Here is a 23,388-nt window from a genome sequence, read left to right as displayed (position 1 = left end):
CAAGAAAAACCATGAACCTGCTTTATTCCAACGACAGGCGCGGCACCTATCCACCAAGCTGGTACGCGGCCACCACAGCGCCGCTGCCGGAATTCGCACCCCTGCGCGGGCGCACGCGGGCCGAGGTCTGTGTGGTGGGCGCAGGCTATACCGGGCTTTCGGCGGCGCTCCACCTGGCAGAAGCAGGATTGGATGTGGTGCTGCTCGAGGCGCAGCGTGTGGGCTTTGGTGCATCGGGGCGCAATGGCGGGCAATTGGGCAGCGGACAGCGGATGGAGCAAACCGCGCTCGAACGTCTGGTGGGCGCGGATGATGCCGTGCATCTTTGGCACTTGGCCGAAGAGGCCAAGGACCTGGTCAAATCGCTGGTCGCGCGACATGGCATCGACTGCCACCTGAAACCCGGCGTGGCGCATGCCTGTTTCTCGGCCCGCGAAATGACGGCAGAGCATGACTATGCCGATCATTTGGCCACGCGCTACGGGTACGATCAGATCGAAAAGCTGGATGCAGAGGCGTTGACCGCGCTCTGCCCCTCGCCGGCCTATCATGGTGGCTCGCTGGATAGAGGGGCGGCGCATCTGCACCCCCTGTCCTTTGCGCTTGGCCTTGCGCGCGCGGCGGCGGCGGCGGGCGTGCGTATCCACGAAGGATCGGCAGTACACAATATCACACGCGGCGCAACGGTTCGTGTGGCCACGGATGCCGGCGCAGTTGAGGCGGATCACCTCATCCTCGCCTGCAACGGCTATCTCGGCGGGCTCGAACGCAAGGTCGCCGCGCGCGTCATGCCGATCAATAATTTCATCGTGGCCACGGAGCCCTTGGGGGATAACGCAGCCCGCGTTTTGACGCAGGATGTCGCGGTCGCAGATACGAAATTCGTGGTGAACTATTTTCGCCTCAGCCATGACAAGCGCCTGCTCTTTGGCGGCGGCGAGAGCTATGGCTACCGCTTTCCTAAGGATATCCGCGCCACGGTGCGCAAGCCGATGCTCGGGATATTCCCGCATTTGCACGATGTTAGGCTTGATTATGCCTGGGGTGGCACGCTGGCGATCACAATGCGGCGCATGCCTTATCTGGTGCGGCTTGCGCCCAATATCCTGTCGGCCTCTGGCTATTCGGGGCATGGGGTGGGTACGGCCACCCACGCCGGACGATTGATGGCAGAGGCGGTGCGCGGTCAGGCGGCGGGCTTTGAGTGCATGGCGCGGGTGCCAGCCCCAGCCTTTCCCGGCGGCACCGCTCTGCGTAATCCGCTTCTGGTATTGGCGATGACTTGGTTTTCGCTGCGTGACCGGCTGGGCCTCTGACCTTCAGACGATGCGCGGGATTTCACCCACTGCCGTAAAACAACCCGGTTTTCTTTGACAAATTGTCACAATTCAGGCCTATGTGTTCTGAAAAGCCGAAACATAACTTCAGGAAATCCGAAAACATGGCACTTGCACCCAATGTCTATGATGCGGAACCCATCCCCGAGGCCGCCCGTGCCGAAATCGACCGGATGCTGCAATCAGGCGATCTGTTTCGTTATACCGCGCCGGACAACGCCCCTGTGACGCTGCTCGAGCGTGAGTTCGCGGACTTACTCGGCTCGAAATACGCGCTTGCCGTTTCCTCGTGCTCTGCTGCGCTTTTTCTGTCGCTCAAGGCGCTTGGCCTGCCGCGCGATGCAAGGGTGCTGATCCCCGGCTTTACCTTTGCCGCCGTGCCCTCGTCGGTCCTGCATGCCGATTGTGTGCCCGTCCTCTGTGAGGTGGGCGAGAATTACCGGATTGATCTGGCGGATTTCGAGAAGTGGCTGGACACGGTGCAAGCGGTCATCATCAGCCATATGCGCGGCCATACATCGGATATGGATGCCATCATGGCGCTCTGCATGCCGCGCGGCATTCCGGTGATCGAGGATGCCGCGCATTCTCTTGGCACCACTTGGGCCGGGCGAAATATCGGCACCATTGGGCAAATCGGCTGTTTCAGCTTTCAGTCTTACAAGCTGGTCAATGCCGGTGAAGGCGGTATCATGGTCAGCGACGACGCCGATCTGATTGCCCGCGCGGTGATCATGTCCGGTGCCTATGAACACAACTGGGCCAAACATCTGACAGCCCCCGATGCCGCCCTTGAGGCGGCGTTTGCCCGCGCGCAGAACCAACTGCCGCTATACAATCTGCGGCTCAACAACCTGTCGGCGGCGATCATCCGCCCGCAACTGCCCGAAGTGGCGCGGCGGGTGCGCGACGGACGCGCCAACCATGATTATGTCGCGGCGCGGCTCGATGCCTCGCCGTGGATGAGCGTTCCGGCCAAGCTGCCCCCCGAAGAGCGTGCCCCGGATTCGATCCAGTTCAATCTGGTGGGGATGACCGAAAACGAGACCCGCGCCTTTGCCCAAGCGGCGGCAGGGCGCGGCGTCAAGGTGCAGGTGTTTGGCCTGAGTACCGACAATGCGCGCGCCTTTTGGAATTGGCAATTCCTGCCGGGTGAGGCACCTGTCCTGCCGAAAACGCGGGCGATGCTGATGCGTGCCTGCGACACCCGCCTGCCCGCGCGCCTGACCCGGTCCGATCTTGACCTGATCACCGATGCGCTGGTGTTGGCCGCCGAGGATGTGATGGGCCACAATCGCGCCTACGGCACCTGATCCAAGAGTCAACAAGGGCCGCCTGCCACCGGAAGACGGCCCTCATTCGTTTCTGCTTGCGGCTTATTCGGCCTTGCCCGCCTCAACCGAAATCCGAACCTCAACCTCGTCGCTGACGAAGGGCGTGAACTTGTCCACCCCGAAATCCGAGCGCAACAGGGTTGTGGTGGCGTCGAACCCGAGCCACGGCTTGTTGTTCATCGGGTGCAACTCGGCCTTTTGATTGAGGTTTGTATCCAGCACCACGGACTTCGTGACACCGTTCATGGTCAGATCACCGGTGATCTTGGCGGTGGTGTCGCCCGTGACCTCGATGCCGGTCGAGGTAAAGGTGACCATGTCCCCCTCGCTCGCGCCAAAGAAATCCTCGGACATGAAATGCTCTTCGCGCTTTTCCCAACCAGTCAGCATGGACATCACAGGCATCGACACGCTGACCGAAGAGGCGGCGGGATCTTCGGCGTCAAACATGATCTCGCCTTCAAACCCAGAGAACATGCCGTGGGTGGTGGAAAAACCAAGGTGGTTATAGGAGAACAAAACTTGGCTGTGGCTGGGGTCCAGCTCGTATTTCTCGGGCGCGGCAACGGCACCTGTTGCAGTGACGGCAAGTGCCGCAGCGAGCAGGATATTCTTCATTGGAAACCTCCAGAGGGTGAAATGTGACTTACCTGTTCACATTTGGCGCTCTGGGTTCAAATCACAATCCCGTAGTTTCAAACAGCGTCTGTGGATTGGCGAACACCTGCCGGCGACACCTTTGGTCAGGCGGCAAATCCCAAGGCACGGCGCAGCGCACGTGCGGTTGCCCGATCCTCGATTTTCATTGCGACAATCTGTCGACCCGTGGCATCGCGGGCCGTCAAAACCCGATCACGCATCGAGAGTTCGCTCAGAGTGTCCAGATCATGCACCGCGACCCGCGCCGCACGTCCGCCCGCAAGCGGGGCAATCACATGCAGCCGCCGGTTCATGACATCAACCTGAATATCTGGCTCTGTTTGTTCGGGATGCCCCCGGCTGAGGCACATCAGACCTGCAAAGAGGAGGGTCACTGAAAACAGCAGCTTGATCATCATCATCGCCGCGTCCTGTGCGCCCATCGACACAAGCCAGAGTCCCAGGGAAGAGCAGACCAAGGCGCTGCCGCAGAGCACCTGTGTTGCCCGGCCAAGATCAAAGGCCGACGCCTCTACCTGTTGGGCAGACGCCGTCTCGAGGTAGTCGAGCGGCGCATGGGTGAACTCACGCTCAAAATCCGGCAAGGCAACCATCGTCATACTCCCTATTTCCTCGAACACCTCAAACCTGCCTGAAACTTGCCTGCCAAAAACGCCCAGATTGCGGCAGACCAAAGGCAATCTGCGGGCCGGATCAATGCGGCTTGCGCCGCTCTCTGGGGCGATGTATACGCACCCAATCTTTCGCAATCGTTATGAACCGCGCAGTCTCTCGTGGATGGGACGCGAAAGATCCAAAGCCCGTCCTATGAAATGCGCCTTGATAGAAATGGAGTGAACATGCCGCTTTATGAGCATGTGATGATCGCGCGTCAGGACCTGTCCAGCGCGCAGGCTGAAGGCCTTATCGAACATTTTGGGGCCGTGCTGACCGACAATGGCGGCACACTCGTCGAGCACGAGTATTGGGGCGTCAAGACGATGGCCTACAAGATCAACAAGAACCGTAAAGGCCATTATGCCTTTCTCAAGACCGATGCACCCTCGAGTGCGGTCCAGGAGATGGAACGCCTGATGCGTCTGCATGACGATGTTATGCGTGTCCTCACCATCAAGGTGGATGCCCATGAAGAGGGTCCGTCCGTCCAGATGCAAAAGCGCGATGAGCGCAGTGATCGTGGCGACCGCGGAGATCGTGGTGACCGGGGCGACCGCGGAGATCGTGGTGACCGCGGCGACCGGGGTGATCGTGGGGATCGGGCTGACCGCGGCGAACGCCGCGAGCGTCGCTGATCCGTCACCTGAGCAAAGGAATATAAATCATGGCTACCAAACCGTTTTTCCGCCGTCGCAAGGTTTGTCCGTTCTCGGGCGATAGCGCGCCCAAGATCGACTACAAGGACACGCGCCTGCTGCAACGCTACATTTCCGAACGCGGCAAGATCGTCCCGTCGCGCATCACCGCCGTTTCGGCCAAGAAGCAGCGTGAGCTGGCCCGTGCAATCAAGCGCGCCCGCTTTCTCGCCCTTCTGCCCTATGCCGTGAAATAAGGAGACCTCAGATGCAAGTGATCCTTCTTGAACGCGTAGCCAAGCTTGGCCAGATGGGCGACGTCGTCGACGTCAAGCCCGGCTTTGCCCGCAACTACCTGCTGCCGCAGGGCAAGGCGCTGTCGGCGTCGGAAAAGAACATTTCCGATTTCGCAAGCCGCAAGGCCCAGCTTGAGGCGCAAAACCTCGAGACCCGCAAAGAAGCCGAAGCAATGGCGGACAAGCTGAATGGTCAGCAGTTCATCGTCATCCGCCAGGCCTCTGACAGCGGTGCGCTCTACGGCTCGGTCAGCACCCGCGATGCGGCTGAGGCCGCAACCGAGAACGGCTTTACCGTCGAACGCAAGCAGGTTGCCCTGACCCGTCCGATCAAAGACCTCGGTCTGCATGACGTGCTTGTCACGCTGCACCCCGAAGTCGTGGCGACGATCCAGTTGAACGTCGCCCGCTCGGTCGAGGAAGCGGCCCTGCAAGCCTCCGGCAAGAGCATCCAGGATGCCGCCGCCGAGGCCGATCAGGCTGCCGACTTCGAGATTGCCGAGTTGTTCGATGACATCGGGGGCGCGGCTGGCGACGAAGACGATTATTCGAATCGTCGCAACGACGACGACAATAACGCCTGAAATCAGCGTTTGTTTCCAAAGCAATGCCGCACAGCCTGCTGTGCGGCATACGCTATTGACAAGACTGTCGACAAAACGCGCCACTCAATGATAGTCTCGCGTCTAGTGTTATTTTTTCTTTAGTCCGTGTGGTTCAAACGCCGTAAACGCCCCGCCGGGTCGTCTCTGCAATGTGCGGGATAGTCGGCATTACTGCCACGATAGCACTTGGGCCTGCCTTGACATGGAAAACACACATTTCATTTCGACGACGAACATCCGGTTGGCTCGGGCAAATGTCGCTTGTCTGACTCGTCGCCAATCTACGGTTCGCTCAGGGGACACGGCATTTCTATCCATTGAACTTGCGACACGCCCTTCGAAGATGATCGAAGAGGCGCGCTAGATGGCCCAGACGAATCCTTTCCGACAGTTTCTCGACGATTTGCGTGACCGATTTGAACTCGATCATGTCGCCTACGCAGGTATGAATCCGATCAGTGGTGCGTCTCACGGCCATATGACCTATGGCGAGGATTGGACGGCCCATTACCTTCAGAACAAGTATTATGAGATTGATCCGACCTTGCTCAAGGCGCGGCACAGCATAGCGCCCGTGGATTGGCACCGACTGGAACGCGGGGCAGAGTTCCAGACGATCTTTCGGGACGCGCGCGATTTCGGAATTAGCGACCGAGGCCTGACGATTCCAATACATGGTCCCTACGGCGATGTCGGCGGCCTGAGCATCAACCGCGATTGTTCCGACCGCGAATGGCATCTCCTTATTTCCGAGATCATCGGGGATCTACAATCGGCCGCAGTGCATATGCATGACATGGTGATCCAAGCCGATCCCCTGACCCGCATGCTCAACTCTCCGTCCCTGTCGACCCGCGAGATCGAGATCCTGCAATGGACGGCTGCAGGGAAATCCCAACAGGACATCGGCGACATCCTGTCGATCTCTCACCGCACGGTCGAAGTGCACCTGCGCTCTGCCCGACAAAAACTGAATGCGCTGACGACTCCGCAGGCCATTGGCCGCGCCATCAACCTTGGGTTGATTTATCCGCGCTGACTTCGTGCAGGTTATGGTCGAACTCCAGAAATTTTTAACTTTTCCAAGACGATAATCACGCTTTGGTGTGTGAACGTGCACGGCAGTACGGGATTTCCCCAATGGTATAGCGCGTGGATTTTACTAACCTTGGAATTGCGAAAGCCACCACTCACACGGAACACGCATCTTTTGGGGAGAAACAAAGATGATCTTGGTAATTGACGCTATAAACAAAGACCGATTCGGTCATGTGCTGGATGAGATGTTCAAACTGCGCGCACGGGTATTTGGGGACCGTCTGGGCTGGCAGGTCGACGTCAAAGACGGACGTGAACGCGACCTCTTCGACGATCTCAATCCGGCCTATGCCGTTGGCCTTGACGACGAGGGGAACGTAGTTTCTTGCGTGCGCGCCCTTCAGACAACCGGGCCACATATGCTCTCGGATGTGTTTTCCGATATTCTCAATGGCGAGCCACCGCTGCGAAGTGCGACCCTGTGGGAATCCACCCGGTTTTGCGTCGACACCCGCCGTTTGGGGCGCGGGCGTGACCGCAACTCGGTGTCCTACGCCACCTGCGAACTGATGATTGCCTCGCTCGAGGCAGCCAAGCGTGCCGGTGTCAGTGACATCGTGACGGTGATCGACCCCGTCATGGACCGTGTCCTGAAACGTTCGGGCAATGCACCTTATGACTATGTTGGCAAGATTGCCGATATGGGTAAAGTGCCCGCCCTCGCCGCCCTGCTGGATTGCACCGATGAACGCATCAACCGCATCCGCGAGTTTGGCGGAGTTGAAGGGGATGTTTTTATCACCGATGACGCAGCGCTTGCCCTGCCGGCAGTCGCTGCGCATGTGAAACCGAAATCACCGCTCGAAGACTATTGCGACGAGCAGATTTCAGCAGCCACCACCGACAAGGAGCGGCTCGCCGCTCTGCGCCTCAAGGCAGCCCTTGAGGATAAGATTCGTTCGCGCATGGACATGCGAGCCTGACCCCCAGGGGCACGCTTTCCTGACCGGCGATTGGCACTATCGCCGCATCACTTGCGCTCGAACGAAAAGGGCCGCCCCACTTCTCCCCGGGGCGGCCCTTCATTATTCAGGACATGGTATCAACGATCACTCGTCGTTCATGGCCTCGATGGCCTTTTCCAATTCTTCTTTGGACAGTTCCTTGTCGGTCACATCGGCAAGTTCAACCACATAGTCGATGACTTTGTCCTCAAAGATCGGCGCGCGCAGCTGCTGCCGCATCTGCGGGTTCTTCTGCACGAATTCAAAGAATTCCCGCTCATGGCCCGGATACTGACGCGCTTGGTTCATCACCGCTTGGGTCATCTCGGCATCTGAAACCTGCACTTCGGCCTTTTGCCCAAGATCCGCCAACAACAAACCCAGACGCACGCGGCGCTCGGCCAGCTTGTTGTGCTCGTCGGTCACGTCGATCTCGGGGTGATCGTGGCCGTGAACATCAGGATTCTCCTCGTGCCAGAGCTGATGCGCGATCTGCTTGGCCTCGGTTTCGACCATGCTCGGCGGAAGCTCGAAGCTGACCTTCTCATCCAGCTGATCCAGCACATGACGCTTGAGGATCGCGCGGGCTGCCCCGGAATACTCCATTTCCAGCCGCTCACCGATTTGCGTCTTGAGCGCGGCCAGATCTTCCGCGCCGTACTTCTGCGCCAATTCGTCATTGATTTCAGCAGCGACAGGCTCTCGCACAGCCTTGATCGTGCAATCGAACACTGCTTCCTTGCCCGCCAGATGCGCAGCCTGATAGGCTTCGGGGAACGTGACCGTGACAGCCTTTTCTTCCTCGACCTTGACGCCAACGAGCTGTTCTTCAAAGCCGGGAATAAAGCTGCCCGAGCCCAAGACCAGCGGGTAATCCTCGGCACTTCCGCCGTCGAACGGCTCGCCATCGACCTTGCCCACAAAGTCGATCACGACCTGATCGCCGTCCTTGGCTTTGGTGCCTTTCTTGCGATCCTTGAAATCCTGCGCAGTCTCGGCGAGGTTCTTGAGCGCCTCATCGACTGCGGCATCATCAGCCTTGGCGACCAGACGCTCCAGCTTGAGCGACTTGAGATCAACCTCGGGAATCGCGGGCAGAGCCTCGTAGCTCAGCTCGATCTCGACATCGTCGCCCTCTTTCCATTCCTGATTGGCCATCTTGACGTCAGGCTCGAACGCGGGACGCTCACCCTTGGCCTCGAAATGGGCCTTCATCGCGTCATCGACGCTCTCTTGCATGGCTTCGCCCAGCACGCGCTGACCAAACTGCTTCTTGAGCAGCGGCAGCGGCACCTTGCCCTTGCGAAAGCCTTTCAACTCGATATCGGGCTGAGCTTCCTTGAGCTTGGCATTCACCTTCTCGTCCAGATCCTTGGCCGACAAGGTCATCTTGTAGCCGCGCTTAAGCCCTTCATTCAGGGTCTCGGTGACCTGCATGTTCGTCCTCTCATATGCATCGGGCCGCGGAGGCGTCCGCGGCGGTCAAAATCACGCGTGTTCTATTGAGGCACCCACAAACCTGCAAGTGAAATCCGGCATGGTCCGACCTGCCGTGTGTCTGGTGCGGGTGAAGGGACTCGAACCCCCACGACTAAGTCGCCAGAACCTAAATTCAGCGAATATTTTGGCGCTTCAAACCTGTAGTGAAATTATTTCGCAGGACAAACCAAAAACGAACGGTGAATCCGCGAAACCGGAATTTGAGGGCCCAAAAGAAAACGCCGCTGCGGCTGGTCCCCGCAACGGCGCTCAAATCACATATGAAAGCGGTCAACTTCACATGAACGATACCGTACCACTGACAGCACGTCACCCCCATAATCGCACTGCATTGTGGGGTGCGACATGAGCAAAATTACGGCTTGCCGTAAAGTTGGTAGACCGCGCGGGTATATCGAGAATTATCGCCCGACTGCCAAAACCCGCGTACTGCTTGATCAGGTTCAGGCGGTAATGACGGAATACGCGAGCTACTGGCCTTTGACCTGTCGCCAGATCTTCTATCGGATGGTCGGCGCGCACAACTACAACAAGACCGAAGCGGCCTATTCCCGTCTGTGTCACCACATTGCCAATGCGCGGCGCGGCAGGTTGATCCCATTTGACGCTATCCGCGATGATGGCGTTACGACCTATGGCCTTGATCACTTTGACGACCGCGACGACTTCCTGCGCCATGTGCGGAAATTGGGCAAAAGCTACACTCGCAACCGTCTCACGTCTCAGGGTGTTCACATGGAGGTTTGGTGTGAAGCCGCGGGCATGTTGCCCCAGCTTCATAGGGTTGCCGAGTGGTATTCTGTCCCCGTCTATTCATCCGGCGGCTTTGACAGCCTGACAGCCAAGAAGCGGCTGGCGGATCGTATCTGCCTAAAAGAGAAAGAGACCATCATCTTGCACCTCGGGGACTATGACCCGAGCGGGGTCTCGATCTTCGACAGTGTTGCAGAAGATGTGACCGCCTTTGTGATGGCAGACAGGCCGCACGGTCTGGTAAATGTAGAATTTGAGCGTGTGGCCCTGACCCGTGAACAGGTGATAGAGCACGACCTTCCTACAGCCCCAGCCAAGGCCACCGACAGCCGGTCAAAGGGCTGGGAGGGCGGCACGTGCCAGCTTGAAGCACTGCCTCCCAACGTGATCGCAGACATCCTCAAGGATGCTATCGATCGGCGCATCGACTGGACGCAATTCGTCAACGATCTGGATGCACAGAAGCAAGACCGCATCATGATCAGCGGCCTGTTGCCGCCCCCTGAAAGCATGGGGGCTTCGTGATGGGGCGCGATAAGCGAAACGAGAGCAAGAAAGAGGCCGTCACAGTCCTCAGGTTGGACGTGATGCGCACGCCAGCGTGGCGGGCTCTCTCCATGCCTGCGCAAGCCCTATACCCGTGGATAAAGCTTGAGTGGCGCGGGGCGAAATTTAACAACAACGGCAAGCTGCGCCTGTCAGTACGCCAAGCTGCGGAATGCATGGGCTGCAACATCAAGACGGCCATGCGGGCCTTTCAGGAGCTACAGGCCAAGGGGTTCATCATTCAGACCGAGGGCGCATGCCTGGGCACTGGGGGCATGGGTAAGGCCCCGGCCTATGAGTTGACCGAGATCTTGCCAGTGGGCGGCCAAGGCCCCGGAAAGCAGTGGTTCATGAACTGGTCTGAGGGGCACGATTTCCCAGTCAAACTATCCCCCGCTCGTGCAAAGCCAAAATCAAAACCCTGTTCCGCTAAAGGGAACACTGTTGTTCCGTTTAAGGGAACAAACTGATGAGGCCGTGTTCCACTAAAGGGAACGGCCTGTTCCGCGAAAGGGAACGGAACGCCCTGTTTAGGGCCTCACCCTGTTCCGCGAAAGGGAACATCCTAGCAAGCCATGGGGTGGTGGTCGGGGCTGAGGCGGATAGTGATCAAGTGAACGAAAGAGGCATCATGAGCAGCAAACACCCGCAACTTGACCCTTGGCGCTTCGACGCCATCACGAACGGACCCGAGAAGCTATGGGGTCTAACAAACATAGCGGCAGCGATCGGCCTCAGCGTGGACAAGACGCGACGACTGGCAAAGCTCGAACACGTCCCAATCTACCGCCCCGATGGCAGGAGCTACTTCGCACTGAAATCTGAACTGAACACATGGCTGAGGACAAACAGATGACCGCAATTGAAAAGACAGACACCAAGATCATTGACATGGTGATCTGCACGCCGCCTCAAAAGCTCAATGCTGAAGCAAAGCTCCTCGCCACATTCGGCGTAATAGTCTGGCCGATAGTGGCAACCAATCTTAAGCTGGTGAAGCACGAGGGAGAGATCAAGCTTTGGACATCAACAGCGAGCATGCGGTTTCTCAGTGATTCAAAGTCGAGCATCATCGAGGCAGCGATGAGGACAGCACGGCAAGCTCTCGATGATATGGAGGATCTGGGAGAGTGATCACATTCCGGGGGGGGGGGGGTGGCTCCAGACTTTTGGGGCACCTTGGGGACCGGCGCGGGGAAGCTTTTACGAGATTTGCACGAAACTGGCTTTTCGCTTTTGCCGGAAAACCCACGGAAACCTATGAGAGCCCGCACTTTGCAAGCTATGCGCCAAGAATTTTACCTGCGATTCTCGCGGCATGAAGCTCTTCAAGCGCAAACCCAAGATCGAAACCAAAGGCCTCGCCGAACCCGGCGATGATCTCTACGCGCTCTTCGGCCTGACCCCCGGCAGCACCAGCGGCGCGGTTGTGACCCCCGATGCAGCCCTGAGGGTACCGGCAGTGGGCTCAGCGATCCGCGTCATCTCAGACGCCGTTGCCACCCTTGACATCCACGTCAAGCGCATCGAGGCGGACCGGACTGAGGTTGACGCCCCGGACCACCCGATATTGCCGTTCATGCGCGACCAGGCCAACGACTGGACCGATGGTTTTTCGATGATCCGCGACCTGGTCATCGATGCGCTGTCCGACGACAAAGGTGGCATGGCGTTCGTGAACCGTCTGGGTGACGGGCGTGTGGCCGAGATTATCCGCTATCGACGCGGCGTAATTGACGTGCAGTTCGACCAGACCACGGGCGAGCCGAGATACAAGATCAATTCCCGCACGGTTGCGGCTTCCGACGTGATCCACCTGCGCAGCCCGTTCGGGCGCGCTCCGCTGTCGCTGGCGCGCGAGGCAATCGCGACCGCCATGGCTCTCGACAAGCATGCTGCCAAGCTGTTTGGCAACGGCGCCCGCCCCTCGGGGGCGCTGATGTTCCCCAAGGGCATGGGTGAGGAATCCGTGAAGAAGGCGCGTGCCGCCTGGCGGGTCACACATGAGGGCAACGACTCCGGAGGTGCAACCGCGATCCTGTATGACGGGGCGGAGTTCACGCCCTTCACGTTCAACTCGACCGACGCGCAGTTTCTCGAAAACCGCAAGTTCCAGATCCTCGAAATCGCCCGCGCGTTCCGGGTGCCGCCGTCGATGTTGTTCGATCACGACCGCGCCACATGGAGCAACACGGAACAGATGGGCCGCGAGTTCCTCAGCTACACGTTGGAGCCGTGGTTGCGCGCCACTGAGGGCGCTTTGCGCCGTGCGCTGTTCTCGCCTGAGGACCGCCTGCGCTACGCCATCCGGTTTGATCGCGACGACCTGACCCGCGCGGATCTCGCCACCCGCGCCACAGTGATCAACTCGCTGATCTCTTCGCAGACGATCAACCCGAACGAGGGGCGCTCCTGGCTGGGCCTGACGCCCCGCGCAGGCGGCGAACAGTTCATGAACCCGAATATCTCAACCAACAAGACCGACCCGAAAGGGGATGACGATGGACCTAAATGACATCCGCAACCTCTCGGCCGATCAAGAGAGTGGCACTTGGTGCGACCTCGTGGATCCGGTCACCGGTGCTGTCACCGGGATCCGGGTGAAGATCGCGGGTCCCGACAGCGAGACACAGAACCGTGCCCGCCTGACCCTGGCAGACGATTTGGCCGAAGTGGCGGACCATGAAGGGCGGGTCTCAGCCGAGATGCGGGAGCGCGTCCGTATCGACAGTCTCGCGCGCTGCATTCTGGACTGGGAATGCACCGAAGATGGAAAGGCGGTCCCGTTCACTCGTGCAAATGTGGTCCGTCTCCTTAGGGCAGCGCACTGGGTTCAGGCGCAGGTGGATGTCTTCGCTTCGGACCGCTCCATTCACCGGGGGCGCACATGATGGATTTGTTCTATCTCGAAACCAAGTTTGAAGCTTCTGACGATGGCAGCATCGAAGGGATGGCTTGGCCCTACTCACAAGGCGACCGCGTGGGTGACTGGATACAGAAAGGCGCTTTCACCGGCACCTCTCTGCCATTGCCCATGCTCTTTGCTCACGACCAGAAAGAGCCGGTTGGCGCCTGGGAGATCGCAGACGACCGAGAAGACGGGCTGCACCTCAAGGGTCGGCTTCTGGTCGATGACTTACCCCGCGCCCGCGAAGTTCGCGCCCTTGTACAAGCTGGTGCGGTGCGCGGCATCTCTATCGGCTTTCGCACCAAGAAGGCATCGGCCCGCCCGCGCGGTGGCCGCACGATCACCGAACTGGAACTGCTCGAGGCCAGCCTCGTAACGGTGCCGATGCATCCTGGCGCGAGGGTCACCTCTGCCAAAAGTGCCATCCGCGCCCTGACGCTGGCGGCATCCCTTCAACGCGCTACGGCGCAGCTCGCGAAAAGGAATTGATATGCGACACCTGAAGAAAACCGATCTGCGTGACAGCACATCGATCACTCTCAAGGACGGCGGCAACGACGATCCGAACGATATCGTCACGAAGGCGATCAGTGATTTTACCAAGACCGTGAACGACCGGCTCGATGACATCGAGAAAAAGGCCGACACATCGAAGATCGCGGAGCGCCTGGACAAGATCGAAGCCAAGTCAAACCGCGCCAAAGGCGAGGGCGACGACGATCAGGACGAACAGACCGCGATCGAGAAGAAGGCCTTCGGCAATTACCTGCGCCACGGCGGCGGCATCGCCGAGGATGACCGCAAGGCGCTCACCGTCTCGAATGATGAGCAGGGCGGCTATCTCGCACCCGGCGAGATGAGCGCCGAGTTCATCCGCGATCTGGTGGAATACTCTCCGATCCGGACCGTTGCCAGCGTGCGCAGCATCGCATCGCCTTCGGTCAAGTATCCGAAGCGCACGGCGGGCACAAACGCGCAGTGGGAAGGTGAAGCCGAGGAAAGCGAAGAATCCACGGTCACCTTCGGTCAGGTCGAAGTGACGGCGCGCAAGCTGATGACGCATGTGGACATCAGCAACGAGCTGCTGTCCGACAGCGGCGGCACCGCCGAGGCCGAGGTGCGTCTCGCCTTGGCTGAGGACTTCGGAAAAAAAGAGGGCGCCGCCTTTGTCAACGGCACGGGTGCGGGGCAGCCCGAGGGCCTGATGACGCATCCGGACATCGACGAATTTGTGAACGGCTCGACCACTGCGGTGTCCGCCGACAACATGATCAAGCTGATGTATTCACTGCCGGCCATGTACCGCAACGCGGGCACCTGGATGATGAACGGCACGACGCTGGGGGTGATCCGGACGCTCAAGGATGGTGATGGCCGGTTTCTCTGGCAGGCAAGCTTCCAGGCGGGACAGCCCGAAACCATCCTCGGGCGCCCGGTGATCGAGGCCGTTGATATGCCAGACATCGCATCCGGTGCCTTCCCGATCCTCTACGGCGATTTCTCTGCCTATCGGATCGTGGATCGTCTGGCGATGTCGATGCTGGTCAACCCGTACCTGCTGGCGACCAAGGGCCTGACACGCATCCATGCCACCCGCCGCGTCGGGGGCAGAGTCATCCAGGCCGCCCGCTTCCGAAAACTCAAAATGTCGACCAGCTGAGGAGAATGACCATGCGTGACATTACACCAAATATCGGGCTCACCCAGGCTGTCGCGCCTGCGGTCCTGTCCGCCACTGCCACCAGCGCGGCGATCGATCTGCTGGGCTTCAACAGCGCGGCGCTGGTCGTCAATACGGGCGCCGTCGCTGGCGACGGCGACTTCACGGCCAAGCTTCAGGAAAGCGATACCACGATCTCGGGCGACTTCGCCGATGTCGCGGTGGAGCATCTGGTGGGCGCGCTTCCCGCGACCCTCGATGCCGACAGCGTGGTGAAGCAGGGGTACATCGGGAACAAGCGGTATATCCGGACGGTGCTCACCAAGAATGGCGGCACGTCCATCGCCGCCGGTGCGGTGATCGTGAAAGGCCACCCCTCCGACGCGCCGGTCGCCTGATCATGGGCCGGGTTGCAACATGCCAAGAAAGCCGCCTCGGATCTGCGGTTGCGGGCAGCTCGTTGCAGCTGGCACGCGCTGCGCTTGTCAGAAGCGCCATGACGCCGAGCGAAAGGCCCGGTTCGACAAGGGCCGCCCAAGCGCGGCGGCCCGTGGCCTTGATGCGGACTGGCGGCGGCTTCGGAAGGATCACCTGCGAAAGCATCCCTTCTGCAGCCGCTGCGGCGAGTTGGCCCTTGAAGTCGATCACATCATCCCGAGGTCAGTTGCTCCAGCGCGCCGCCTCGACCCGACCAACCTGCAGAGTCTCTGCAAACCCTGTCACTCTGGCGCGAAGCAACGAGAAGAGCGCCGCAATCATACGAGGTAAATGAAATGCCAATCTTTGCAACCGGAGGCGCCAAATTGTACATTGGCGGCGTCCTTAGCGATAAATCTTCGGACTTTGTTCTCATTGATTTCGCCGGCGAAACCTGGACGGAAATCACGAGCCTGGAATCCCTTGGAACCCTTGGTGACCAAGCCAACGAGGTTACGTTCGATTCGCTCGGCGAGAACCGCACAAAGCGCCTGAAAGGCACCCGCAACGCCGCCCCAATGGAGGTTGTCGCGGGGATCGACTATGCCGATGAAGGACAGCAAGCCGTGATCGCCGCTGAGAAGACACCCCACGACTACGCCTTCAAGGTCGAGTTCAATGATGCGCCAGAAGGCGGCACGCCGTCCGAGCGGTACTTTATCGCCAAGGTCGGAAGCGCCTCAGAGGCCTATGACACTGCCAACTCGGTGATGAAGCTGAACGCTTCGCTTTGGGTTAACAGCAACACTGTCCGCGTTGATGCGGCTGAAGCTCCTTGAGGCTGATCAATGGCGGTCGCCGACATATTAGACCTCAAGGGTCATCTCGCATTCACTGACGATATTGGTATGGTGGATGACGCCATGCTGCAGCAAAAACTCAATGCGGCGCAGAACCATGTTGAGCGGCTACTTGGCTTCCAGATTGAGGAGTGCTTCGGAGGGGATGATCAGGAGCCAATTCCCCCATGCCTGATCGAGGCTGTGCTCCAACTCGCAGCCTGGTGGTACGAACAGCGTGAAACGGCTCTGGTGGGCGCGACAGCAACCGAGGTGCCGTTTGGTGTTCGCGAGATCGTGACGGAATACCGGGAGTTCTCTTTCTGATGTCCGAAGCATCCCTCAAGAAGTTTCAGCGGCGCATGCGGGCAATCCCGAAAGCAGCACGCAATGCCGCACAATCCGCGTTGATACAAGGGGGGTATGAGATTGCCGAAGCTATTGAAAGTTTGGCCCCCGAAGACAGTGGTGATCTCGTAGGATCCATCGCAGTAACTCAATCAGGCCGCGCCACGCCGCCTTACTCACAGCCCGGCGGCGCTAAAATTGTACCGGAAAACCAAGTGGCAATCACGGTTGGTAACTCGGATGTAAGGTATCCGCATCTGCAGGAGTATGGAACCAACCACCACCCTGCGCAGCCATTCTTCTGGCCCGGCTTTCGCTTAGCCAAGCCGAAGGCGGAACGGCGCATTAAGCGCGTTATAGCCAAGGCAATCCGGGGGGCGAGATGAGCGTAGACCTTGCTGTTCAGATCGCAATCCGCGCCCGCCTCGTGGCCACATCGACGGTCACTAACCTCGTTGCGGCGGCCTCGATACTTGACCGCAACAAGAGCCCTGCGCCAAGCCCGTCCATTGTCCTGGGCGATGCGCATGTTGTGGATGAAGGCAACAGCCTCTCGCGTTCCCGCTCACGCGTCTACCATACAATCCATGTCTGGAAGGTCGAGCCGTCCCGCGAGGGCGTAAAGGCGATCTCTGCCGCAATCCGGACTGCGATCCAATCCGGGCGCCTTGACCTCGGGCCGAGTTTTCACTGTGTGGACTGGCGCGTCTCCTCGATGCGCGCGCTCAGTGATCCGGATGGCGAAACCTCGCACGGGATCGTCACGGTCGACGTGCTGGCCGATGAGGTTGCGCCATGAGGTCGGGCAAACTCGTGCATGTGATCGAGGTGCAGCGCGCTACCTCGACGGTGAATGCTGCCGGAACGCCGGTTGATACATGGACACCGATTGCCACCCTGCGCGCGGAGGTTGTTGAGCGGGCCACACAGGACTTTCTGGAAAACGCGGGCGAGATCAGCACTGCCCGAACTGTATTCCGTACCCGCTTCTTTAATGGGCTTATAACAACTGACCGCATTGCCTTTGATGGACACACGTTCGAGGTCGAAGAGGTGACACGCATCGGACGCAGAACCGGGTTGGAAATCCGTTGCCGCCAAATCGCGGAGGAGACTCGGGCATGAGGGGAACCAAGCCGCACCTGAGCACTGAGCCGGACGCGCTGTCCGATCTGCCGGCACCCGATTGGCTGTCCGACGCGTCCGCTGCCGAGTGGGCGCGCGTCATGCCGATCCTGATCGAGCGGCGGATCCTGACCAATGCAGACCTTGCGAGCCTTGAGAATTTTTGCATCTCCATCGGCACCGTGCGGGAAATGGAGGCACACCTGCAAGAGCATGGCCACATCTTAAAAGACCTTGACGGCAAGATGAGGCGCAACCCTGCCGTGGGCATCCAGTCCGACGCGATGACGCGCTCGCGCCTTCTGGCGGCCGAGCTGGGGCTGACGCCGGTGTCCAGATCCCGCCCGGCCATCCGAGATGACGAGGATGATGATGATCTTTCCCAGCTGGATTGATGATGGTTCCGAGATTGCAGATCCGCTTGGGTATGGTGAGCGCGCAGTCACCTGGCTGCGCCGCCTGAAGCATCCGAAGAACCCGGCCCTTGGTCACCCCTTTCAGCTTGATCCCTGGCAGGAGCGGATCGTGCGCAAGATATACGGCCCCCGCCATGAGGATGGGTCGCGGGTGGTCCGCCGTGTGGTACTGTTGCTGCCTCGCGGCAATCGCAAAACAAGCCTCGCCGCTGCGATCACGCTCCTGCATCTGATCGGCCCGGAGCGCTTGCCGGGCGGGCTGACCGTCTCGGCAGCCTCGGCCCGCGAGCAGGCCATGGAACTCTTTAATGAGGCGGCCACTATCATCCAGCATGACCGGCGCCTGTCCAAGCACCTCAGCGTGCGGGAATATGTGAGCCGGATAGCCTTCAATCAGATTGGCGCGCGCTATGTTGCCGTCGCCTCGGACGGAAAGGTCCAGCACGGCAAGACCCCAAATGTGGTCATCGCCGATGAGCTGCACGCATGGGAAGGGCGCGCGGGCCTGCGCCAATGGGAAGCGCTCGACAGCGCGCTGGTGAAGGTGCCCGGCACGCTGATGATCATCGCAACGACTTCGGGGCGGGGGCAGGAGAATCTCGCATGGAACCAAGTCGAGTACGCGATCAAGGTGCAGAAGGGTGACATCGATGATCCGGCCACCCTGCCGGTGATCTTCATGGTTGAGCCAACGGATGACTGGCGCGACGAAGATGTTTGGTACGCCACGAATCCCGGGCTTCGACACGGGTATCCCGACATCATGGGCTTCCGGGATAAGGCACAGAAGGCCGAGCATTCCCCATTTGAACGCGACAGCTTTCTGCAGTTCAACCTCAACCGGTGGCTGGACCAGTCCACATCGCCTTTTGTCGAGATGCACACCTACGACGAAGGGGCGCACGAGGTGGATCTGGATGAGATGGAAATGGTACAAGCGCCCTGCTGGCTCGGCGTGGATCTGTCCAAGAACGAAGACCTCACGGTCGTTGTGGCGGCATGGCAGAACGGCGAGGAAGGCTACCAGGTGCATCCGTGGTTCTTCTGCCCCGAGGACAACCTGCGTGACCGGGGTGACCGGCATGGCGTGGACTATGTGAGCTGGGCAGAAGAAGGATTCATCATCCCGACGCCTGGCAACGTAGTCGACTTCCGCATGATCGAGGATCACATCCGCAACCTATTCGCCCGCTTCAACGTAAAGGAAGCTGCGTTTGATCCGCACATGGGGCGCGTGATGATGGCGAGCCTCGCGGAGGACGGGCTTCCCGTGGTCGAGTTTCGGCAGGGATGGGTAACCATGGCTCCTGCGGTCAAGGAGCTGGAGCGCGCCATCATCGCCCGTCGATTCAGGCATGGGGGTCACCCTGTGCTCCGCTGGAATTTTGAGAACGTCCAGTTGCACGTCGATGCCGCGGGAAACCGTAGCTTCCACAAGGGCAAGAGCGGCAACAAGATTGATGGTGCCGTTGCCACCGCAATGGCAGTGGCGCGGTGCGCCGCAGGGGAGACAGAATTTATTACATCGGCGGATTGGTTCACCGATGATCTTTGGACAGCATAGGAGATCAAAATGGATGACGAACGGCTGATTGTTGCACTGGAGGCTCGTATCCGGGACTTCGAAAAGAACATGATTAAAGCTGAACGACTCGGCACGAAATCCTACAACAGCCTGCATCGCGGATCAAAGGTTGCAACCACAGCTATGGAACGCGACATGATCGGATCGACACGCCGGATCAATCAAGCGCTGGCCTCGACGAGCACGAGGATCGGACTGGTTGGCAAGGCATTTGCAGCGACCGCAATTGCGGCAGGTATGGCAGCTATCACGCGGGGATCCACACAGGCCATGCGTAGTTTGGCGGATTTGGATCGTCAGGCAAGCCGGGCGGGTCTCAGTGTAACTGCTTTTCAAGAGCTGAAATTCGTCGGGGAGCAAAACCGGATCGAAGTCGATGCAATGATCGACGGCTTGAAGGAGTTGCAGTTGCGTGCTGATGAGTTTGTAATCACTGGAAAGGGTCCTGCCGCCGACGCGTTTCGGCGCCTGGGCTATTCGGCTAGCGAATTGGAGCGACGGCTCGAAGATCCTCAGGAACTGTTCATAGAGCTGATCGGAAGGATGGAAGATCTTGATCAGGCTGCGCAAATCCGCGTTGCAGATGAGGTTTTCGGCGGAACCGCTGGTGAGCGCTTCGTAGAACTTCTGGACGAGGGCGAGTACGGCATCAGGCAACTTAAGGCGAGAGCTAATGAATTGGGCGTCGTGATCGACGAGGGGGCAGTGGAGCGCGCCGCCGAGCTTGATCGCAAGTTTACCGAAATACAGCAACGAGTTGCCACCTTGTCTAAAACGGTCGTGGTGAATTTGGCCGGCGCGATCGAGGACGCCCTTACAGTTGATGTAGATGAGATATTCGGCTCATCGGAGCGGGCTATCGCCATGATGGGGGAAGCGAATTACCGTGCAATGAAGGACGCTGCGACCGTAACCGAAGAGCAAAAAGACAATGTCGAAGACCTGATCGACACCTATGACGAACTGTTCAGGGCGATCAACACGGCGACCGGCCCGGACGGCATCCGCCTGATGGACGTGGCCGACATCGACGCGGCGCATGAACTAGCCGGGATCCTCCAGCAGATCGACACAGAGATGCGAGCCTTCCAGCGCGGCAAAAGCAGTGCGGGTGAATTCGAAGGCGCAGTGGCTGATCTGGTCGAAGAGGCAGAGAACCTCTTGGGAGGATTGAGCGACGTCGATGCGCAACGTTTCGGCAATGTGGTTTCCGCCATTGGAGGCATCGCAGAGGCCCTAAGAACCGCGGCAAGGGGTGCGGCTGATTTGCGCGCAAACCTGCCGGAGGGTAATACTGAAACTTCAATGCAATACGGGCCTCAGGGCGGCCGTCCGAACAATCGACCCCGCAATCCCAACGCCCCGACGACCTCCTTGCGCCCTCAATTGCCGAGTGTGGACGCTAGCTTCGGCTCGCCGGATACAAGCGCTTCAGGTGGTGGGCGCCGAGACATCGATGATTACCAGCGTGACTTAGATCAGACGCGCGAAGCCATAGCGCGGCTTGAGCAGGAAGCGCTTGCACTAACCTCAGTTGCCGAAGCTGGTTTCCGGTATGGAAGCGCGGTCGACTATGCGAGAAAGAAAGCCGAGCTTCTCTACGAGGCGCAGCGCGCCGGTGTTGAACTCACGCCCGAGATGATCGGGCAGATCGAGCAGCTTGCAACAGAATATGTGGCAGCCGCTGATGGCGTCGATGCGGTTAGGGCTCGTGTAGAGGCGGCTCAAGATGTGCAAGAAGAATTTCGGGATAGTATTGCGAGCACTTTCCGTGGCTTCATCACCGGTGCGGCGGATGCCGAAGAGGCGGTTGGCCAGCTGATCAACAGGCTCTCGGATATGGCACTGGAGGCGGCACTCAGTGGCTTGTTCGATGACTTTGGGAGTGGCAGCGGTGGCGGCTGGCTCGAAAAGATCGGAGGCTGGCTCGGGTTTTCCAATGGCGGATACACCGGCCCGGGCGCTAAGTATGAGCCAGCAGGCGTCGTCCATAAAGGCGAGTATGTTGTGCGGGCCGATCAGGTTCGCAAGCCCGGCATGCTGAGCACTCTCGAAGCAATCAACCGAGGACTTCCGGGCTTTGCAAATGGCGGTTTGGTAAGTGCAGCGCCACAAAGTGAAACCGGTGCAGAGGTCATAATGGAAAGGAACGAGAATGAGCGTCTTATCAGTGATTGTACGCCCAGCAGACTATGTGCTTCTGGGAGCTGATGGTGTCTGCACCGATCCGAGCACCGGCGCTGTAGTCAGCTACATCGAAAAGATAAGGGTTTACCCTTCGCTCAGCTGCGCCATCGGAGTAACAGGGATCGGGAAGATCGAGAACATAATGGACTGGTTCATGCCAAAATCGGTCCATGACTTCGATCATCTGGTCGAATTCCTTCCCGAACTGGTGTGGCATGCTCAAGATTACATGATCAAAAACGAGCTTCTCTCCTGCGACGACATACGCAGCAATGTTGTCGCGGCGGGATGGTCCAAGCGAGATCAGAAGTTCGCAGCATATCGTGTGGTAACATACCCCAAGGAAAGCCTGGACCGTTCGACAGGAAAAACCGTCACATTGGAGCCCTGGGTCGCGCACGAGATCACCGAAAGCGGCACATGGACAAGCTGCGCGCCAGACGCTAATGCCTTACAGATCTGTGGGCTCAATGAAGCACATGACGAAGATGATGCGGCCGTGATGTCTAGGATGATCTGCGCTGGCCGCCAGTCCAGTGGGAAAATTACGCAGGACGGCATGAGTTTCCAGTTCAATGCGGGCAGATTTGTTCAACTTGCGCTGGTCAAGCAGTCGCACTGCCAAACCTGGATAGCTCACCATTGGCCGGAAGATGTGATCGGTCAGCCCGTCGATCCAGCACGCGGCTCAGTCCTTCCGCCACACCTATCGCTGGGACATACCGAGTGAAGCTCGAGGTCGCACTCCTCCAGTCGCTCGAGGATTGCTTGAAGGGCGATCCTTATAATGTTCCTCTCGGCGCTGATATCCTGTGGAGCGCGTTTGCCAATTTGTCGTGTTCTCGCTCCGTTGGGGCGCATGGCCCGAACCCGATAAGTTTCCCCGAGATCGAGTCTTGGGCGCGCATGATGCGCGTACCTCTGGCTCCGCATCATGTCAAAATCATCATCCAGATGGACAGTCTCTGGATGAAGCACGCCTATCGCGACCGATCAGCGCCCGAGGGGGCAAAGACGCTGCCTCTAAGGTCCGAGCACAAGCTCACACCTGCCATGTTCGATCTAGCGATTGGGTGATCCGTAGCTAAATCCATGGGGGGCCTCTACTTTTGAAATCGGGCTATTGAATTCCATCGTTCGCTGCGCCCCATTCTTCTGAGGTGGCTTTAAGAGCAACCCTTGCGAGGTTGGTGATCATGGTTTGAATTTCATCTAGAGAGTCTTGAATCTGGCCTTGTGACAGTGGCTCCGCTCCGGCCTGAATATCCTCAGGCGTAAGTGGTTCAAGATCGTGCTTCAACGCAAATGCTATGGCGGAAACTTCGGCCAACTGCTCCAAAATTACTTTAAGTGCTTTTCCGTTTAATGGACGTTCGTCAGTCGACACTTTTCTTTTCCTTCAATCTCACACCGGCACCACCACCATTCTCGGGGATAAACTCAACCCCGGCGGATTCGAGGGCGGCGCGGATGGTCTGGACGGTGGCTGGTTTCAATTCTTCGCCACGCTCAAGACGTGACACAGTGGCCTGAGCAAC

31 protein-coding genes are annotated in these 23,388 nt (G+C 59.0%); 27 read left to right on the top strand and 4 right to left on the bottom strand.

The genetic code is table 11. The annotated features are described in order from the left end of the window. The first annotated feature begins 11 nt into the window (after positions 1-11). A complete protein-coding gene (locus ROS217_RS14245) occupies positions 12-1,316 on the top strand; it encodes an NAD(P)/FAD-dependent oxidoreductase (protein WP_009818475.1) in 1,305 nt (434 codons plus the stop codon). 125 nt (positions 1,317-1,441) lie between these two features. Then, entirely contained in the window at positions 1,442-2,650 is a 1,209-nt protein-coding gene (locus tag ROS217_RS14240; protein WP_009818474.1) for a DegT/DnrJ/EryC1/StrS family aminotransferase, read from the top strand. Positions 2,651-2,713: 63 nt separating this feature from the next. Here ROS217_RS14240 and ROS217_RS14235 read toward each other — a convergent pair whose 3' ends face one another. Continuing rightward, positions 2,714-3,289, bottom strand: a complete 576-nt coding sequence (locus ROS217_RS14235; RefSeq protein WP_009818473.1) for a YceI family protein — start codon at positions 3,287-3,289, stop codon at positions 2,714-2,716. Positions 3,290-3,414: 125 nt separating this feature from the next. Beyond that, positions 3,415-3,930: a hypothetical protein gene (locus ROS217_RS14230; RefSeq protein WP_009818472.1), complete on the bottom strand. Its 516-nt coding sequence runs from the start codon at positions 3,928-3,930 to the stop codon at positions 3,415-3,417. Between the two features lie 240 nt (positions 3,931-4,170). Here ROS217_RS14230 and rpsF point away from each other — a divergent pair, with 240 nt between their 5' ends. The 5 genes from rpsF to ROS217_RS14205 all read left to right on the top strand — a co-directional run bounded on the left by rpsF (position 4,171) and on the right by ROS217_RS14205 (position 7,545). After that, entirely contained in the window at positions 4,171-4,623 is a 453-nt protein-coding gene (gene rpsF / locus ROS217_RS14225; protein WP_009818471.1) for a 30S ribosomal protein S6, read from the top strand. Between the two features lie 29 nt (positions 4,624-4,652). After that, positions 4,653-4,880 (top strand): 30S ribosomal protein S18, encoded by a 228-nt coding sequence (rpsR, locus tag ROS217_RS14220; protein WP_008282293.1) that lies wholly within the window; start codon positions 4,653-4,655, stop codon positions 4,878-4,880. Positions 4,881-4,891: 11 nt separating this feature from the next. Beyond that, positions 4,892-5,503 carry a 50S ribosomal protein L9 gene (gene rplI / locus ROS217_RS14215; RefSeq protein ID WP_009818470.1) on the top strand — a complete coding sequence of 204 codons (612 nt, stop codon included), beginning with the start codon at positions 4,892-4,894 and terminating at the stop codon, positions 5,501-5,503. A gap of 385 nt (positions 5,504-5,888) precedes the next feature. Further along, positions 5,889-6,563 (top strand): autoinducer binding domain-containing protein, encoded by a 675-nt coding sequence (locus ROS217_RS14210; RefSeq protein WP_009818469.1) that lies wholly within the window; start codon positions 5,889-5,891, stop codon positions 6,561-6,563. Between the two features lie 187 nt (positions 6,564-6,750). Then, on the top strand, positions 6,751-7,545 hold the full coding sequence (locus ROS217_RS14205) for an acyl-homoserine-lactone synthase (protein WP_009818468.1): 795 nt from the start codon (positions 6,751-6,753) through the stop codon (positions 7,543-7,545). A 126-nt stretch (positions 7,546-7,671) separates the two neighbouring features. On the opposite strand, the gene tig is transcribed toward ROS217_RS14205, so the two are convergent. Further along, positions 7,672-9,003 carry a trigger factor gene (gene tig / locus ROS217_RS14200; protein ID WP_009818467.1) on the bottom strand — a complete coding sequence of 444 codons (1,332 nt, stop codon included), beginning with the start codon at positions 9,001-9,003 and terminating at the stop codon, positions 7,672-7,674. 408 nt (positions 9,004-9,411) lie between these two features. Here tig and ROS217_RS14195 point away from each other — a divergent pair, with 408 nt between their 5' ends. The 20 genes from ROS217_RS14195 (at position 9,412) to ROS217_RS14100 (ending at position 22,927) form a co-directional block, all read left to right on the top strand. Beyond that, entirely contained in the window at positions 9,412-10,344 is a 933-nt protein-coding gene (locus ROS217_RS14195; protein WP_254656427.1) for a hypothetical protein, read from the top strand. Continuing rightward, positions 10,344-10,835, top strand: coding sequence for a hypothetical protein (locus ROS217_RS14190; protein ID WP_009818465.1), 492 nt, complete (start codon positions 10,344-10,346; stop codon positions 10,833-10,835). The genes ROS217_RS14195 and ROS217_RS14190 overlap by 1 nt, the downstream gene beginning before the upstream one ends. 161 nt (positions 10,836-10,996) lie before the next feature. Next, positions 10,997-11,221: a hypothetical protein gene (locus ROS217_RS14185; protein ID WP_040651508.1), complete on the top strand. Its 225-nt coding sequence runs from the start codon at positions 10,997-10,999 to the stop codon at positions 11,219-11,221. Next, positions 11,218-11,499, top strand: a complete 282-nt coding sequence (locus tag ROS217_RS14180) for a hypothetical protein (protein ID WP_157046607.1) — start codon at positions 11,218-11,220, stop codon at positions 11,497-11,499. Before ROS217_RS14185 ends, ROS217_RS14180 begins: the two co-directional genes overlap by 4 nt. Positions 11,500-11,683: 184 nt before the next feature. Further along, complete coding sequence (locus ROS217_RS14175; protein WP_009818462.1) at positions 11,684-12,880, top strand: phage portal protein; 1,197 nt, start codon at positions 11,684-11,686, stop codon at positions 12,878-12,880. Beyond that, positions 12,867-13,256 (top strand): hypothetical protein, encoded by a 390-nt coding sequence (locus ROS217_RS14170; RefSeq protein ID WP_009818461.1) that lies wholly within the window; start codon positions 12,867-12,869, stop codon positions 13,254-13,256. Before ROS217_RS14175 ends, ROS217_RS14170 begins: the two co-directional genes overlap by 14 nt. Continuing rightward, positions 13,253-13,762: an HK97 family phage prohead protease gene (locus ROS217_RS14165; protein ID WP_009818460.1), complete on the top strand. Its 510-nt coding sequence runs from the start codon at positions 13,253-13,255 to the stop codon at positions 13,760-13,762. The genes ROS217_RS14170 and ROS217_RS14165 overlap by 4 nt, the downstream gene beginning before the upstream one ends. A 1-nt stretch (position 13,763) precedes the next feature. Continuing rightward, complete coding sequence (locus tag ROS217_RS14160; RefSeq protein WP_009818459.1) at positions 13,764-14,933, top strand: phage major capsid protein; 1,170 nt, start codon at positions 13,764-13,766, stop codon at positions 14,931-14,933. Between the two features lie 11 nt (positions 14,934-14,944). Beyond that, entirely contained in the window at positions 14,945-15,331 is a 387-nt protein-coding gene (locus tag ROS217_RS14155) for a hypothetical protein (RefSeq protein ID WP_040651506.1), read from the top strand. 19 nt (positions 15,332-15,350) lie between these two features. Then, positions 15,351-15,701 carry an HNH endonuclease gene (locus tag ROS217_RS23590; protein ID WP_009818457.1) on the top strand — a complete coding sequence of 117 codons (351 nt, stop codon included), beginning with the start codon at positions 15,351-15,353 and terminating at the stop codon, positions 15,699-15,701. A gap of 5 nt (positions 15,702-15,706) precedes the next feature. Then, complete coding sequence (locus ROS217_RS14145; protein ID WP_009818456.1) at positions 15,707-16,189, top strand: hypothetical protein; 483 nt, start codon at positions 15,707-15,709, stop codon at positions 16,187-16,189. Positions 16,190-16,198: 9 nt separating this feature from the next. Continuing rightward, the gene (locus ROS217_RS14140) at positions 16,199-16,516 is read left to right on the top strand and encodes a head-tail connector protein (protein WP_009818455.1); all 318 of its coding nucleotides are present in this window, start codon (positions 16,199-16,201) and stop codon (positions 16,514-16,516) included. Then, on the top strand, positions 16,516-16,923 hold the full coding sequence (locus ROS217_RS14135; protein WP_009818454.1) for an HK97-gp10 family putative phage morphogenesis protein: 408 nt from the start codon (positions 16,516-16,518) through the stop codon (positions 16,921-16,923). The genes ROS217_RS14140 and ROS217_RS14135 overlap by 1 nt, the downstream gene beginning before the upstream one ends. Further along, positions 16,920-17,336 carry a DUF3168 domain-containing protein gene (locus tag ROS217_RS14130; protein WP_009818453.1) on the top strand — a complete coding sequence of 139 codons (417 nt, stop codon included), beginning with the start codon at positions 16,920-16,922 and terminating at the stop codon, positions 17,334-17,336. Before ROS217_RS14135 ends, ROS217_RS14130 begins: the two co-directional genes overlap by 4 nt. Beyond that, a complete protein-coding gene (locus tag ROS217_RS14125; protein WP_009818452.1) occupies positions 17,333-17,662 on the top strand; it encodes a phage head closure protein in 330 nt (109 codons plus the stop codon). Before ROS217_RS14130 ends, ROS217_RS14125 begins: the two co-directional genes overlap by 4 nt. Beyond that, positions 17,659-18,057, top strand: coding sequence for a phage terminase small subunit P27 family (locus ROS217_RS14120; RefSeq protein WP_009818451.1), 399 nt, complete (start codon positions 17,659-17,661; stop codon positions 18,055-18,057). Before ROS217_RS14125 ends, ROS217_RS14120 begins: the two co-directional genes overlap by 4 nt. Further along, positions 18,035-19,642, top strand: coding sequence for a terminase large subunit (locus ROS217_RS14115; protein WP_083781584.1), 1,608 nt, complete (start codon positions 18,035-18,037; stop codon positions 19,640-19,642). The genes ROS217_RS14120 and ROS217_RS14115 overlap by 23 nt, the downstream gene beginning before the upstream one ends. Positions 19,643-19,651: 9 nt before the next feature. Next, positions 19,652-21,874, top strand: a complete 2,223-nt coding sequence (locus ROS217_RS14110; protein WP_009818449.1) for a hypothetical protein — start codon at positions 19,652-19,654, stop codon at positions 21,872-21,874. Then, on the top strand, positions 21,819-22,580 hold the full coding sequence (locus ROS217_RS14105) for a hypothetical protein (protein WP_157046606.1): 762 nt from the start codon (positions 21,819-21,821) through the stop codon (positions 22,578-22,580). The genes ROS217_RS14110 and ROS217_RS14105 overlap by 56 nt, the downstream gene beginning before the upstream one ends. Continuing rightward, entirely contained in the window at positions 22,577-22,927 is a 351-nt protein-coding gene (locus tag ROS217_RS14100) for a phage tail assembly chaperone (RefSeq protein ID WP_009818447.1), read from the top strand. The genes ROS217_RS14105 and ROS217_RS14100 overlap by 4 nt, the downstream gene beginning before the upstream one ends. 43 nt (positions 22,928-22,970) lie before the next feature. Here ROS217_RS14100 and ROS217_RS23585 read toward each other — a convergent pair whose 3' ends face one another. Then, a complete protein-coding gene (locus tag ROS217_RS23585; RefSeq protein ID WP_009818446.1) occupies positions 22,971-23,237 on the bottom strand; it encodes a hypothetical protein in 267 nt (88 codons plus the stop codon). Positions 23,238-23,388 lie beyond the last annotated feature (151 nt).

It is taken from the genome of Roseovarius sp. 217 (genome assembly GCF_000152845.1).
Taxonomy (GTDB): domain Bacteria; phylum Pseudomonadota; class Alphaproteobacteria; order Rhodobacterales; family Rhodobacteraceae; genus Roseovarius.
This window is presented reverse-complemented; position numbering and strand designations above follow the sequence as displayed.

What these genes read in the sequence shown, in the direction of transcription:
- ROS217_RS14245 (WP_009818475.1), top strand. Translation starts at nt 12, where the DNA reads ATGAACCTGCTTTATTCCAACGACAGGCGCGGCACCTATCCACCAAGC.
- ROS217_RS14240 (WP_009818474.1), top strand. Translation starts at nt 1,442, where the DNA reads ATGGCACTTGCACCCAATGTCTATGATGCGGAACCCATCCCCGAGGCC.
- ROS217_RS14235 (WP_009818473.1), bottom strand. Translation starts at nt 3,289, where the DNA reads ATGAAGAATATCCTGCTCGCTGCGGCACTTGCCGTCACTGCAACAGGT.
- ROS217_RS14230 (WP_009818472.1), bottom strand. Translation starts at nt 3,930, where the DNA reads ATGACGATGGTTGCCTTGCCGGATTTTGAGCGTGAGTTCACCCATGCG.
- rpsF (WP_009818471.1), top strand. Translation starts at nt 4,171, where the DNA reads ATGCCGCTTTATGAGCATGTGATGATCGCGCGTCAGGACCTGTCCAGC.
- rpsR (WP_008282293.1), top strand. Translation starts at nt 4,653, where the DNA reads ATGGCTACCAAACCGTTTTTCCGCCGTCGCAAGGTTTGTCCGTTCTCG.
- rplI (WP_009818470.1), top strand. Translation starts at nt 4,892, where the DNA reads ATGCAAGTGATCCTTCTTGAACGCGTAGCCAAGCTTGGCCAGATGGGC.
- ROS217_RS14210 (WP_009818469.1), top strand. Translation starts at nt 5,889, where the DNA reads ATGGCCCAGACGAATCCTTTCCGACAGTTTCTCGACGATTTGCGTGAC.
- ROS217_RS14205 (WP_009818468.1), top strand. Translation starts at nt 6,751, where the DNA reads ATGATCTTGGTAATTGACGCTATAAACAAAGACCGATTCGGTCATGTG.
- tig (WP_009818467.1), bottom strand. Translation starts at nt 9,003, where the DNA reads ATGCAGGTCACCGAGACCCTGAATGAAGGGCTTAAGCGCGGCTACAAG.
- ROS217_RS14195 (WP_254656427.1), top strand. Translation starts at nt 9,412, where the DNA reads ATGAGCAAAATTACGGCTTGCCGTAAAGTTGGTAGACCGCGCGGGTAT.
- ROS217_RS14190 (WP_009818465.1), top strand. Translation starts at nt 10,344, where the DNA reads ATGGGGCGCGATAAGCGAAACGAGAGCAAGAAAGAGGCCGTCACAGTC.
- ROS217_RS14185 (WP_040651508.1), top strand. Translation starts at nt 10,997, where the DNA reads ATGAGCAGCAAACACCCGCAACTTGACCCTTGGCGCTTCGACGCCATC.
- ROS217_RS14180 (WP_157046607.1), top strand. Translation starts at nt 11,218, where the DNA reads ATGACCGCAATTGAAAAGACAGACACCAAGATCATTGACATGGTGATC.
- ROS217_RS14175 (WP_009818462.1), top strand. Translation starts at nt 11,684, where the DNA reads ATGAAGCTCTTCAAGCGCAAACCCAAGATCGAAACCAAAGGCCTCGCC.
- ROS217_RS14170 (WP_009818461.1), top strand. Translation starts at nt 12,867, where the DNA reads ATGGACCTAAATGACATCCGCAACCTCTCGGCCGATCAAGAGAGTGGC.
- ROS217_RS14165 (WP_009818460.1), top strand. Translation starts at nt 13,253, where the DNA reads ATGATGGATTTGTTCTATCTCGAAACCAAGTTTGAAGCTTCTGACGAT.
- ROS217_RS14160 (WP_009818459.1), top strand. Translation starts at nt 13,764, where the DNA reads ATGCGACACCTGAAGAAAACCGATCTGCGTGACAGCACATCGATCACT.
- ROS217_RS14155 (WP_040651506.1), top strand. Translation starts at nt 14,945, where the DNA reads ATGCGTGACATTACACCAAATATCGGGCTCACCCAGGCTGTCGCGCCT.
- ROS217_RS23590 (WP_009818457.1), top strand. Translation starts at nt 15,351, where the DNA reads ATGCCAAGAAAGCCGCCTCGGATCTGCGGTTGCGGGCAGCTCGTTGCA.
- ROS217_RS14145 (WP_009818456.1), top strand. Translation starts at nt 15,707, where the DNA reads ATGCCAATCTTTGCAACCGGAGGCGCCAAATTGTACATTGGCGGCGTC.
- ROS217_RS14140 (WP_009818455.1), top strand. Translation starts at nt 16,199, where the DNA reads ATGGCGGTCGCCGACATATTAGACCTCAAGGGTCATCTCGCATTCACT.
- ROS217_RS14135 (WP_009818454.1), top strand. Translation starts at nt 16,516, where the DNA reads ATGTCCGAAGCATCCCTCAAGAAGTTTCAGCGGCGCATGCGGGCAATC.
- ROS217_RS14130 (WP_009818453.1), top strand. Translation starts at nt 16,920, where the DNA reads ATGAGCGTAGACCTTGCTGTTCAGATCGCAATCCGCGCCCGCCTCGTG.
- ROS217_RS14125 (WP_009818452.1), top strand. Translation starts at nt 17,333, where the DNA reads ATGAGGTCGGGCAAACTCGTGCATGTGATCGAGGTGCAGCGCGCTACC.
- ROS217_RS14120 (WP_009818451.1), top strand. Translation starts at nt 17,659, where the DNA reads ATGAGGGGAACCAAGCCGCACCTGAGCACTGAGCCGGACGCGCTGTCC.
- ROS217_RS14115 (WP_083781584.1), top strand. Translation starts at nt 18,035, where the DNA reads ATGATCTTTCCCAGCTGGATTGATGATGGTTCCGAGATTGCAGATCCG.
- ROS217_RS14110 (WP_009818449.1), top strand. Translation starts at nt 19,652, where the DNA reads ATGGATGACGAACGGCTGATTGTTGCACTGGAGGCTCGTATCCGGGAC.
- ROS217_RS14105 (WP_157046606.1), top strand. Translation starts at nt 21,819, where the DNA reads ATGAGCGTCTTATCAGTGATTGTACGCCCAGCAGACTATGTGCTTCTG.